Annotated in this window: 12 protein-coding genes; 4 read left to right on the top strand and 8 right to left on the bottom strand. The window is 71.9% G+C overall.

Annotated elements, in window-relative coordinates; all coding sequences use genetic code 11:
* The 4 genes from BN12_RS25190 to BN12_RS12020 all read right to left on the bottom strand — a co-directional run.
* A partial coding sequence (locus BN12_RS25190) for a hypothetical protein (RefSeq protein WP_200901202.1) occupies positions 1-877 on the bottom strand: 877 nt, incomplete at its 3' end.
* Between the two features lie 215 nt (positions 878-1,092).
* Positions 1,093-1,563, bottom strand: a complete 471-nt coding sequence (locus BN12_RS12030; protein WP_048552776.1) for an SRPBCC family protein — start codon at positions 1,561-1,563, stop codon at positions 1,093-1,095.
* Between the two features lie 42 nt (positions 1,564-1,605).
* Positions 1,606-2,991 (bottom strand): aspartate aminotransferase family protein, encoded by a 1,386-nt coding sequence (locus BN12_RS12025; protein ID WP_083454609.1) that lies wholly within the window; start codon positions 2,989-2,991, stop codon positions 1,606-1,608.
* A 38-nt stretch (positions 2,992-3,029) separates the two neighbouring features.
* The gene (locus BN12_RS12020) at positions 3,030-4,487 is read right to left on the bottom strand and encodes an MDR family MFS transporter (RefSeq protein WP_048552771.1); all 1,458 of its coding nucleotides are present in this window, start codon (positions 4,485-4,487) and stop codon (positions 3,030-3,032) included.
* A gap of 74 nt (positions 4,488-4,561) precedes the next feature.
* Here BN12_RS12020 and BN12_RS12015 point away from each other — a divergent pair, with 74 nt between their 5' ends.
* Positions 4,562-5,200: a TetR/AcrR family transcriptional regulator gene (locus BN12_RS12015; RefSeq protein WP_048552770.1), complete on the top strand. Its 639-nt coding sequence runs from the start codon at positions 4,562-4,564 to the stop codon at positions 5,198-5,200.
* Here BN12_RS12015 and BN12_RS12010 read toward each other — a convergent pair.
* Entirely contained in the window at positions 5,160-5,546 is a 387-nt protein-coding gene (locus BN12_RS12010; protein WP_048552769.1) for a YciI family protein, read from the bottom strand. The genes BN12_RS12015 and BN12_RS12010 overlap by 41 nt on opposite strands.
* 87 nt (positions 5,547-5,633) lie before the next feature.
* Positions 5,634-6,407 (bottom strand): SDR family oxidoreductase, encoded by a 774-nt coding sequence (locus BN12_RS12005; protein ID WP_048552768.1) that lies wholly within the window; start codon positions 6,405-6,407, stop codon positions 5,634-5,636.
* Positions 6,408-6,574: 167 nt separating this feature from the next.
* Here BN12_RS12005 and BN12_RS12000 point away from each other — a divergent pair, with 167 nt between their 5' ends.
* Genes BN12_RS12000 through BN12_RS11990 form a run of 3 tightly spaced genes read left to right on the top strand, consistent with a single transcriptional unit; the run spans position 6,575 to position 9,434 of the window.
* Complete coding sequence (locus BN12_RS12000) at positions 6,575-7,318, top strand: phosphatase PAP2 family protein (RefSeq protein ID WP_048552766.1); 744 nt, start codon at positions 6,575-6,577, stop codon at positions 7,316-7,318.
* Positions 7,315-8,025: a response regulator transcription factor gene (locus tag BN12_RS11995; protein WP_048552764.1), complete on the top strand. Its 711-nt coding sequence runs from the start codon at positions 7,315-7,317 to the stop codon at positions 8,023-8,025. Before BN12_RS12000 ends, BN12_RS11995 begins: the two co-directional genes overlap by 4 nt.
* A gap of 2 nt (positions 8,026-8,027) precedes the next feature.
* The gene (locus BN12_RS11990; RefSeq protein ID WP_048552762.1) at positions 8,028-9,434 is read left to right on the top strand and encodes a sensor histidine kinase; all 1,407 of its coding nucleotides are present in this window, start codon (positions 8,028-8,030) and stop codon (positions 9,432-9,434) included.
* A 157-nt stretch (positions 9,435-9,591) separates the two neighbouring features.
* Here BN12_RS11990 and efeO read toward each other — a convergent pair whose 3' ends face one another.
* Positions 9,592-10,860: an iron uptake system protein EfeO gene (gene efeO / locus BN12_RS11985; protein WP_053080021.1), complete on the bottom strand. Its 1,269-nt coding sequence runs from the start codon at positions 10,858-10,860 to the stop codon at positions 9,592-9,594.
* Positions 10,850-12,220 (bottom strand): FTR1 family iron permease (locus BN12_RS26485; protein ID WP_048552761.1); only part of this gene is annotated, 1,371 nt, incomplete at its 5' end. The genes BN12_RS26485 and efeO, both read right to left, overlap by 11 nt.

Here is a 12,220-nt window from a genome sequence, read left to right as displayed (position 1 = left end):
TGGCGCGCGCGGCCTGCTCGGCCGCCTTCCGGGTCCGCTCGGCGGCTGCCCTCTCCGCCGCGATCCGGGCCTGTCGGGCGGCCTCACGGGCGGCGGCTTCGGCGATCGCCTGCTGGCGCAGGCCCTCCTGCCGCTGCTGCTCGAGCTGGACCGAGGTCCGCTGGAGCGTGGCCAGCTGGGCGAGGGTCTGCTGCTGTTGCTGCTGGATCCGCGCGGCTTCGGCGTTGGCCGCGTCCACCTGGGCCTGCGCGGCGGCCTTCGCCTTCGCCGCGGCGTCGGCGGCGGCCTGCTGCTGCTTGGCGGCGAGCGCGGCGTTGGCCTTGGCGGTGTCGGCGAGCTCGGACGCGGAGTCGGCCGCGGCATACGCCTCGGCCCGCAGCTGGCCCATCGTGTCGAGCGCGGTCGCCCGGTCGACGAGGTCCTGCGGACCGTGGCTCGACAGGAACGCTGCGACGTCACCGAGCGAGCCGTCCTGCTGGTAGGCCAGCGAGGCAAACCCGCGGATGGCCTCGTGCGCCGAGTCCGCCTTCTTCTCCGCGGCGACGGCCTCCGCCGCCGCCTCCTTGGCCGCCGCGGTGCGCCGGTCGAGGAGCAGCTTGGCGCCGTTGTACGCCTCGGCCGCGTCGGAGGCGGCCTGGAGCACCTGGTCGAGGCGCGACGATGCCGACTGGTACTGGGCCTGGAGACCGGCGACGTCCTGCTTGGTCGACTGGACGCGTTGCTTCGCCGCGTTGACCTGGTCCTTGCTCGGGAAGACCGGCTTCGGATCGGCCGACGCGCTCGCCACGGGGACGGCGACGACGAGGGCCAGCGAGACCGTCGCGGCGGCGACGCGCAACGTCGAGCGGCAAGCACCCGGACGGGTTCGCGCAGGCACGGCAACTACCTCTCAGCAGGGGACCAATCGGCCGTGCGAGGCTATTGCGTTTCGGTCACAGGGAAAACAGGTGCCACAGCATCCACATCCGTCAATTGCGTCATTCTGATAATCACATGGTTGTCATTCCATGAATGACAACCATGTTTTTCCGCAGGTATGCGAGATATTCCGATCAGGCGTTCGGCCGTCAGCGCCGGGAGGTCACGAAACGGTCACGATTCCCTCGTTTGGGCCCCTGAACAGGCCTTTTCCAGCCCGCGAGCTCCGCTGCGCATCATCGCCGCGTGGTTGGCGCGCAGGACCGGCCCGAGGAGGGGCGCGAGCCGCTGCAGGCCCTGCGGGGTGACCTCGACCTCCTGGCGGTAGAGAAGCACGAGCGGTCGCGGCGGGCCATCGACCGGGGTGGGCACCCTGAACTCGGCATATCCCTCGAGATCGCCGCGAATTCCCACGCGCAGCATTCCCGTCGGGAGATCCTCGACCTCCCGGGTGATGACGAGCCGGAGCCGGTAGGGCAGCAGGCTGCGGACCCAGGCGATGCCGCTCGCCTCGTCGATGCGCTCGACCCGACGGATCTCGCGCCACCACGTCGGGTAGTGCTCGACGTCGCGCAGGAGGTCGAAGACGAGCCGGGGCGGGGCGACGAGGCGCCACTCGTGGACGAAGCGGAAGGCGCGGCTCACCCGGGACCGGCGCTCACGGCATACCGACGACCGTCGCCGCCCTCAGGAGCCGGTGGAGTAGGAGTCGGCGACCTTGAGTGCCTCGTCGAGGACGGCCAGCCCCTCGCGGACCTCCGCCTCCGTCGTCGTGCACGGTGGCACGACGTGGGTCCGGTTGAAGTGGGTGAACGGCCACAGGCCCCGCTCCTTGCAGGCCGCGGCGAACTCGTTCATCGGGCCGGCCGCGGCGCCCGCCGCGTTGTAGGGCACGAGCGGCTCCCTCGTCTCGCGGTCCTTGACGAGCTCGAGCGCCCAGAACACGCCGAGCCCGCGCGTCTCCCCGACACTCGGATGGTCGGCCGCGAGCGCCTCGAGCTCGGGGCCGATGACCGATCCGAGGTGGCGGGCGTTCTCCAGGATGCCCTCGTCCTTGAAGATGGTCATCGACGCGACGGCGCTCGCACACGCCAGCGGGTGGCCGGAGTAGGTGAGTCCGCCGGGGTAGGAGGTGTCGTCGAAGGTCGCCGCGATGTCCCCGGAGATGACGACGCCGCCGATCGGCACATATCCCGAGTTGACGCCCTTGGCGAAGGAGATGAGGTCGGGCGCGACGCCCCAGTGGTCGATGGCGAACCACTCGCCGCACCGCCCGAACCCGCTCATCACCTCGTCGGCGATCATCACGATGCCGTGCTCGTCGCAGATCTCCCGGACTCCGGCGAGGTAGCCGTCCGGGGGGACGAGGATGCCGTTCGTGCCGACGACGGTCTCGAGGATGATCGCCGCGACGGTGTGGGCGCCCTCGACCATGAGGGTGTCGCGCAGATGCTGCAGGGCGCGCTCGCACTCCTGCTCCTGCGTCGTCGCGTGGAACGCGCTGCGGTAGAGGTAGGGCCCCCAGTAGTGGACGACGCCGGGCTGCGCCGGCTCACTGCCCCACCGTCGCGGGTCGCCGGTGAGCGTGATGGCTCCCGCCGTCGCGCCGTGATAGCTCCGGTATGCCGCGAGAACCTTCTGCCGGCCGGTGTGCAGCCGCGCCATCCGGACGGCGTTCTCGTTCGCGTCCGCGCCGCCGTTGGTGAAGAAGACCTTGTCCATCGTCGCGGGGGCGACCTCGACGATCATCCGGGCCGCCTCGGAGCGGGCGTCGTTCGCGAATGCCGGGCTGATCGTCGTCAGGCGCGCCGCCTGCTCCTGGATGGCGGTGACGAGGCGGGGGTGCTGGTAGCCGATGTTGACGTTGACGAGCTGGCTGGAGAAGTCGAGGTACCTCCGGCCCTCGTAGTCGGTGAAGTACGACCCCTCGGCGCTCGCGATGGGCAGCGGGTCGATCTTCGCCTGCGCCGACCACGAGTGGAAGACGTAGGCCCTGTCGTTCCGGCGGACCGCCGCCTCGTCCATGGCCGTCACGGCCTCCAGTCCCGTCGTCTGCGTCGTCGTCTCCGTCATGGCTCGATCATGGCACCCGGGACGGTCGAGCGGCAGGCTCAGGACCGGACGGCAGGGACTGGCGGGGGTGACACCGGGGCCGGCGCATTCGGCTTGGCCGGAAGGAGGAAGGCGAGCGCCATCGCGACGACGGTGAAGCCGACGGCCCACCAGAAGGCGGTGTCGAAGGCGGCCGCGACGCCGGCGGTATCGTTCGCCCTCGCGAGGTTCGCCTCGAGGATGACGGCGAGGATCGCGGTGCCGAACGCGCCGCCGAGCTGTTGCGCGAGGCGGGTGATGATGCTCGCGTGCGGCACCTCCCCGCGGTCGAGGCCGATGAAGGCGACCGACATGACGGGGATGACGACGGCACCGAGGCCGACCCCACGGACGAGCAGGACTCCCATGAGCCACCACTGGCTCGTCGAGGCGTCGGCGTAGGCGAAGGGGATCGTCGCGAGGCCCAGGACGCCGAAGCCGACGAAGGCCACCCACCGCGCCCCGACCGTGTCGGTGAGCCGACCGGCCGTCACCCGGCTCAGCAGCGTGCCGACGCCCTGGGGGATGAGGACCACCCCGGCCTGCAGCGCGGTCATGCCTCGGACGTTCTGGAAGTACAGCGGCAGCAGCAGCATCGCGCCGTACAAGGAGGCCGCCGAGAGGATGAACAGCGTCGCCGACGAGCCGACCGCCCGCCGCCCGAGGAGCCGGACGTCGACGAGCGCCCGCTCCGGCCGTGGCACCGACCACGCGACGAATGCCGCGACGAGGAGAAGGCCCGCCCCGGCCGGCCCCCAGACGTCGAACCGGCCGAAGCCCCCGGCCTTGCTCACGTTCGACAGGCCGTAGAGCAGGCCGGCGAGGCCCGGCGAGAGGAGCGCGAGCCCGACGACGTCGAGCCGAGGCCGGCCCGTCGGCCCATCGGCCGGCAGGAACCGCCACGCGAGGAGCAGCCCGACGACGCAGAAGGGCACGTTGACCCAGAACAGCCACGGCCAGCTCAGGGAGTGCAGGATGGCGCCACCGATCGTCGGGCCGAGGATCGGACCGAGGGCGGTCGGCAGGCTGACGAGCGCCATGACCCGGCCCAGGCCGTCCCCGGCTCCGCCCGCCTGCTGGATGACGAGCGTCGCCATGAGCGGCATCATGATCCCGCCACCGAGACCCTGGACGACGCGGAACGCGATGAGGCTCGGGGCATCCCAGGCGAGCGAGCAGGCGATCGAGGCGAGCCCGAAGACCGCGAGGGCGATCATCCACAGGCGCTTGCCGCCGACCCGCGCCTGCGCCCACCCGACGAGGGGGATGGCCACGCCGAGCGCGAGCAGGTAGCCGGTGCTCACCCACTGGATGGTCCCCACCGTGACGTCGAGCTCCCGGGCGAGGGTGTCGAGGGCGATGCTGACGATCGTCGAGTCGAAGATGACGGCGAGGCCACCGGCGATGAGGACGAAAGCCGTGATGACGGTGTGGCGGTCGATGGGTGGGGCGGCCGCCTGCGGCGCGGACGAGGACATGGAGGCTCCGTTCTTCAAGATACAGTCTCGTATCTTGTCGAACCGATCGTATGTCGTGCCGTTAAGATGCACAAGTGGATCTTGACGATGCGGTCCGACCGTCGCGACGCCGCGGCGCAGAGCTCGAGACCGCCCTCATCGAGGCCGCCTGGGACGAGCTCGTCGCGGGCGGCTACGACGCGTTCACGTTCGAGGGCGTCGCCGCCCGGGCGGGCACGAGCCGGCCCGTCATCTATCGGCGCTGGCCGGACAAGCCCTCCCTCGTGCGGGCGGCCCTCGTCCACGGCTTCGGCCGGGACAGGGTGGAGGTCCCTGACACCGGATCGCTGCGCGAGGACCTCATCGAGCTCCTGCGCCGGGCCAACACGAGACGCGCGCCCGTCATCCCGCTCATGAGCGTGCTCATCGCCGGCTACTTCCAGGCGACCGGCACGACCTTCGCCGAGCTGCACCGAGAGCTCGTCGCGGGCCGCACCCAGTCCATCGACGTGCTCATCGAGCGCGCGGTCGCCCGCGGCGAGCTCGACCGCGCACCCTCACCGCGCGTCACCGCCCTGCCGTTCGACCTGTTCCGCCACCAGCTCCTCATGACGCTGGCGCCGCTCACCGAGGCCGACATCCTCGGCATCGTCGACGAGGTGTTCCTCCCCCTGGCGCGCGGTGCCGGGCCGGTCACGCGTCGGTCGCGGGGTGGAGGTCCCCGCTCAGCCTGACGCGGTGGGGGAAGCGGTGCAGCTCCTGCGGCCAGCCGACCGCGACGGCGATCCGCCCTGCCCAGTAGCGCGCCTGGTCCTCGTCGGGCACGTCGACGACGGCGAAGCCGCCGAGATGCTCCTTGGTCTCGACGAACGGCCCGTCGGTGAACAGGGGCTCGCCGCCGCCCGGGACGACACTGCATACGGCCGTCGACGCATCGAGGCCCCCGTCACTGAAGACGAAGACACCGGCGTCCGTCATCTCCTCGATCACGGCTCGGCCAGCGAGGCCCCGCTCGCGCACGTCGTCGTCCGTGAGGTCGGGCACCCACTCGTCGTTGAAGGCGATCAGATACAACGCCATCTCCTGCTCCTCCGCTCGGCGGCAGCCCGGGTGGCTGCCCTCACCCTTCTCCACGAACGCATCCCCGCCGATGCGACACCCGTGGCGTCACGATGTCCGGAAGCCCCCGTTGCTGTAGAGCAGCTGCCCGGTGATCCAGCCGCCGGCGTCGGACATGAGGAACCGCACGAGGCCCGCGGTGTCCTCGGGGGTTCCCAGGCGCCCCGCCGGCGTCTGTTCGCGGGCGAGGCGGTGGATCTCGGGCGTCATCCAGCCGGTGTCGACGGGCCCCGGGTTGATGACGTTCGCGCGCAGCCCGCGGGGCCCGAGCTCGACGGCGGCGGCGATGACGATCCGGTCGAGGGCGCCCTTGCTCGCGCCGTAGGGCAGGTTGTGCGCCGTGTGGTCGCTCGTCAGCGCGACGACCCGGCCGGTCACCTCGGCCGTCTCCGCCGTGGGCAGCCGCTCTGCATACGCCTTGATGAGCAGCCAGGCGGCGCGGGCGTTGACGGCGAAGTGGCGCTCCCAGCTCTCCAGCGTCGTGTCGAGGATCGAGCTGTCGACGCTCTCGGTATGCGAGAGCACGAGCCCGCGCAGCGGGCCGGTGTCCGCGGCTGCCGTGACGAGCTCGCCCGGCGCGTCCTCGGACGCGAGGTCGGCCTCGACGACGCGCACCTGGCTGCCCGCGGCGCGGCACACCTCGGCGACGTCCTCGGTGTCGTGGGCCCCCTGGGCATACCCGAGGCGGTCGTCGTAGGGCCGCCAGTGGCTCAGCACGAGGTCCCAGCCGTCCTCGGCCAACCCCTTGGCGAGGCCGGCGCCGATCGAGCGCGACCGGCCGACGCCCGTGACGAGGACCGTTCCGCGTGAGCCGCTCGGCATGACCGCTCCTGATCGTCGGGTCGGGTGGGGACGCCCCCAGACAAGCAGGACCGCGGCATACCGGTCAAAGCCTTTGTGCCCGACCGGCGGTGAGCGACGCGGCGTGGTCCGCTTCGGCCGGGGCGCGCCTCAGGATTCGTTCAGGAATGCGGGTGCACGGTGCTGGGATGACCTCGGAACCTGCCCCGACGGCCCGGCGGAACACCGGCCCGTCCACCGCGATACGGCCGTCGGTCGGAGCGCCACTCCTCGTCGCCGCAGGCACGTTGATGATGGCCGGATGGCTCGCTGCGGGCGTTCACAGGCACACGGGACTTGCGGCGCACGACGCGGCGGTCACCCAGTGGTTCGTCGAGGCGCGGACTCCCCCGCTGACGGCCGCCGCGGAGGTCGTGACCACGCTCGGCAGCGAGCCGTCCATCACCGTGCTGTCCGGCCTCCTGCTCGCCTGGCTGGTCGTGCGCCGACGGCTCGTCGCGGCGGCCCATGTCATGGCGTGCACGCTGCTCGGCGCGGCCCTCATCGTCGGGGTCAAGCACCTCGTCGCCCGCCCGCGTCCCCCGGCATACCTCGTGTCCGGGCCACCCGACACGACGTACTCCTTCCCCTCCGGCCACACGCTCTCCTCGACCATCTTCTTCGGGCTCGCCGCTGCGCTCGTCGTTCTCGCGACGCGTCGTCGATGGGCGCGCGCCGCAGCCGTCCTCGGCTGGTTCGTGGCGAGCGTGGCCGTGGCCCTGAGCCGGGTCCTGCTGGGCTACCACTGGATGACCGACGTCCTCGCCGGATGGCTGCTCGGAGTGACCGTCCTGGCGGTGGCATGCGCCACGTGGACGTGGCACGCACCTCCGGCCGACGGGCGGGAGTCGCACGATCCGTACCCTGGACGCGACATGGAACGGGCGCGATGAGAGTGCTGCTGGTCGAGGACGAGGAGTCCCTCGCCCGGACCCTGGCGCGTGGCCTGCGTCAGGAGGGCTGCGTCGTCGACGTCGCGCACGACGGGGTCACGGGTCAGTGGATGGCGAGCGAGAACCCGTACGACGTCGTCGTCCTGGACATCATGCTGCCCCGCCGCAACGGCTACGAGGTGCTGCGCAACCTGCGCGCGCTGGAGGTGTGGGTGCCGGCGCTGATGCTCACGGCCAAGGACGGCGACTACGACCAGACCGACGCCTTCGAGCTCGGCGCCGACGACTACCTCACCAAGCCGTTCAGCTTCATCGTGCTCGTCGCCCGGCTGCGCGCGTTGGTGCGCCGGGGCGCCCCCGCGCGGCCGGTCACCCTCCGCGTCGGCGATCTCGAGCTGGACCCCGACCAGCGCATCGTCCGTCGCGCGGGCGAGCGCATCGCGGTGACCGCCAAGGAGTTCGCGGTCCTCCAGTTCTTCATGCGTCATCCCCGGACCGTGCTCTCCAAGGCCGAGATCCTCGACAACGTGTGGGACGCCGCCTACGAGGGCAGTGACAACATCGTCGAGGTGTATGTGGGCTACCTGCGCCGCAAGATCGACCACCCCTTCGGCGTGCACTCGCTGGAGACCGTCCGCGGCATGGGCTACCGGCTCGTGCCCGTCATGGCGTCCGTCCAGGGCGGCGAGGACACCCGGCGGACCTGACGATGCGTGGACTGCCCCGGCTCGGGACCTGGACGATCCACCGCCGCATCGTCGTCATGACGGCGGTGACCCTCGGTCTCGCCTTGGCGTTGGGCGTCGCCGCCTTCGCCCTCTCCCTCGATCGCATTCTGTATGCCGCATCCCAGGACGCCGCGCGGGGCAAGGCATCCCAGGTGGCCGAGAGCATCCGGACGCGGCGGTCCACACCGACGGAGGCGGTCGAGGCGACGGTGAGCCGCGGGGCGATCATCCAGGTCCTCGACCCGTCCGGAGCGGTCGTCACCTCCTCGGAGGTCTCGCTGCGCGACCGTCCCATCGCGCGTCCCGCGTCCCCTCGTGGGACCGTCGACCAGTTCCAGTCCGCGAGCCTTCCCGGCGAGGTCGGCGAGCCCCACGCGGTCGTGACCGAGGCGGTGTCGGACTCCGCCGGCACGGCATACACGGTGGCCGTCGCGGTGCCCTTGGAGGTCGAGTCCGACACCGTGAAGACGGCGACGGTGCTGCTCAGCGTCGGGTCCCTCCTCATGTGGGTCCTCATCGTCGTCATGGTGAGCCGAGGGGTCCGCCGGGCGCTGGCTCCGGTGGAGAGCATCCGAGCCGACGTCGACCGGATCACGCAGGTGCGTGGTGTCGGACGCGTGACCCAGCCCCGGACGGACGACGAGATCGCCCGGCTGGCGCGCACGATGAACCACATGCTCGACCGCCTGGCCCGGGCGGACGCGGCGACCCGCCGCTTCGTGTCCGACGCGTCCCACGAGCTGCGCAGCCCGATCGCGACGATCCGCGCGAGCATGGAGATCGATCCGGGCCGGGCTCCGGGTGCGCGGGAGGACCGCGACGCCGTCGTCCTGGCCGAGACCCTGCGGATGCAACGGCTCGTCGACGACCTGCTGACCCTCGCCAAGGCGGACGACCGGGCCCCGTTGGTCCGTGCGGACGCCGACCTCGACGAGCTCGTCGTCGCCGAGGTGCGCCGCCTGCGGACCACGGGAGCCGTCGAGGTCCGGGCCGAGATCGAGCCCGTCCGGGTCACCGGCGACGTCGCACGGCTCGCCCAGCTGGTGCGCAACCTCGTCGACAACGCCTGCCGGTATGCGAGGAGCACGGTGGCCCTGTCGGTCGTCGGCGACGGCGCCGAGGGTGTCGTCCGCGTCGACAACGACGGGCCCCCCATCCCGCCGGAGCACCGCCGCGCCGTCTTCGACCGGTTCACCCGCCTCGACGAGTCCCGGGCCCGGGACGCCGGGGGCAGCGGGCTGGGGCTCGCGATCGTCGCGAGCATCGCCGAGGCTCATGGGGGCAGGGTCACCGCGCTCGAGACCGACGACGGCTGGTGCCGCTTCGAGGTCCGGCTGCCTCGACAACAGCCTCCCCGGCCACCCGCCGAACCGGCCCCGCCCGGCTGACCGGCTGGCGCTCTGGCACCCGATCGGGGCCTGTGCACCACCACGCCCGGCCCCACCCCACCCATCGGACCGACCGGCTGGCGCTCTGGCACCCGATCGGGGCCTGTGCACCACCCGCTGAATGCGGCGGAGTCCTGCGGGGGTCAGTCCCGAGGGGTCACTGCGCGGTCGCCACCTTCTGGGCGATCTGGGACAGCGGGTCCTGCAGGGCCTGGACTGTCTTGGACAGCGAGGCGGCGTCGGTGGCTCGCAGGGCGGGGGTCCACAGCTTGTACCCGCCGGCCTGGGTGGGGTCCTTGTACTTCTCCAGGGCGGCGTCGACGTTGTCGAACTGCTTGGCGACGTTGTCGGTCAGCGTCGGGTCGATCTTCTCCAGCCCGGGCTTGAGGTAGGCGAAGGCCTGCTGGGCGCCCTCGACGTTCGCCGCGAAGTCGACCAGGTCCAGGTGGCTGTAGAGCTCCTCCTCGCCCTTGATCTTGTTCGACTGGACCTCCTCCAGCAGCCCCGCGGCGCCGTTGGCCAGGTCCTCCGGCTTGTAGGTCAACGTCTTGGAGACGGTCGCCAGCTCCTTGGTGTTGGCCTGCAGCTCGGTCGCGTACTTCTTCGTCTGCGCCGTGATCGCCCCCTTCTGGTACAGATCCCGCTCGATCGCGTGGAACCCGTGCCACCCCACCGCCGGGTCCAGGTTGGAGGCCCGCATGTCGATCAGGTAGTCCAGGTTGCCCTTGTTGTCGTCCGCCTTGTACCCCGGCTTGACGAAGCCCTCGACGGCCGACTCGACCTTCTCGTAGAACGGGCGGGCCAGCGCATACTGCTTCTTCGCCTCGGCGAGGTTGCCGCTGTCGACGGCGGAGGCGAGGTTCCCGACGGCGGTCTGCATGTCCGAGAGGACCTGGGCCGCGTAGGCGCCGTACTCCTTGGTGCCCGCCGTGAGCAGCGCCGCCGCATCCCCGGTCGGCGTGGCCGCGGCCTGCCCGGTCACCGTGAACGACTGGTTCTCCGTCGCCGCACCCGGGCAGTACACCTGATACGTCCCACCACCCAGGGTCACCGTGAAGCTGACCGCCGACAACCCGGGAGCCAGGTTCTCCTTCTCCCCCAAGATCCGCTGGTCGCTGATCAGCTCGACCTCGGTGATGGAGGCGGCGTCCTTGTTCGTCACGGTGAACGTCACCGGCCCGGCGGCCGCCTTCGCGTGGTCGAGCTGGCACTGGTCGCCGCCGGAGCCCTGGGTGAGCGTCACCCCGACCTGCGCGGCACCGTCCTTGACCGGGGCGACGTCCGACGCGGCCGTGGCCGAGGAGGTCGACCCTGAGTCGTCGCCGGAGGACCCGCAGGCGGCGAGCGCGAGGAGGGAGACGACGCCGGCGGCCGTGGTGGCGGCGAGGCGACGGGTGGGACTCAGACGGGTGGGACTAACCGGCATGGGCGTTGCTCCTTGGGTTCGGGGTGGTCGAGGATCCCCTGTCCTCGAGGGCCGTGCTGGGGGGCGGGGTCAGGGCGCGCCGGCGGCGCTCGGCGGTGAGGAGGAGCGCGGCGGCGGCGGCGAGGAGGACGAGGGGCACGAAGCGACCCCAGAAGCGCGCCTCGGTGCGCTGGTTCTCGTGGGTGCGGGCGGCGTGGGCGGCCGCGTCGACGTGGTCGGGAGCGACGGTCCAGCTCGCCGGGGCCGTGCCGGCCCCACCGGGAAGGGTGGCGTCGGGCGTGACGGTGAGGGTGCGGGACGTCGGCAGGCCGCCGCCGGTGAGGGTGAGGACGAGGGTATGCCGTGACGTCGCGTCGAGGAGGACGCCCTCGACGGACCAGGCGTCGAGGGCTCCGGTGCCCGACCAGGCCGCGGTGTACGGGCCCGGGTTGCGCTGGACGTCGACGCCGACGGGGACCCGCCCGCCGCCCACGGCGACGAGGTCGTCGAGGGTCAGGGTCGTCGGCAGGTCCGCGGGGGTCGGGGCCGACCCGGTGAGGTGCTCGGCCGTCGTCCCGTCGTGCACCTGCTCGCCGGCCCGGCTCAGGGCATACGTCGCCGTCGTCGTGCCGACCGTCGTCTCGAGCCGGGAGCCGTCGCGCAGCTGGGCGGTGCCGACCGAGGCGCCCGTCGCGTCGACGAGCGGCGCCGGACCCGAGGCGGGCAGCGCGGGCGCGCGGACGAGGACGGCGAGCAGACCGGCGGCGACGACCGCGGCGAGGGCGACCACCTGCTTGATCCGGATGCTCGCGACGGGTCCGGGGCGCCGGGTCGGCGGCCAGAGGACGATGAGCATCATCGGCACGAGGTAGCACAGCCACCCGACGACCTCGACGAGCCGGGGATCGGCCGGGATGCCGAGGACGCCGGTGAAGAGCGCGCCGCGGATCGAGCCGACGGGGGCGAGCCAGGACAGGTCGACGGTGCGCTGCTGGCCGGCGTTGAGCCAGCCGGCCTCGTGGGCGGTCCGCAGGGCGGTGACGAGGAGGCCCGCGGCGACGAGCACGAGGAAGACGCCCGTCGCCCGGAAGAACCGGGACAGGTTGATCCGGACGCCGCCGCGGTAGATGCCGATGCCGAGCCCGATCGCCACGAGGATGCCGAGGAAGGCGCCGGTCGCCGCGGTGAAGGCGTTCGTCGACGCCTGGAACGTCGCGAGGAGGAAGACGGAGGTCTCGAAGCCCTCCTTGAGGACCGCGAGGAACGCCATGATGACGAGCGCGCGCGACGTGCCGTCGCCGAGCGCCTCCTGGGCCTGCGCCTCGAGCTCCCGCTTGAGCCCCCGGGAATGGGTGCTCATCCACAGGATCATCCCGGTGAC

Source organism: Nostocoides japonicum T1-X7 (assembly GCF_001046855.1).
Lineage (GTDB): Bacteria > Actinomycetota > Actinomycetes > Actinomycetales > Dermatophilaceae > Nostocoides > Nostocoides japonicum.
The sequence above is the reverse complement of the archived record's forward strand: the minus strand, read 5'-3'. Positions and strand labels throughout refer to the sequence as shown.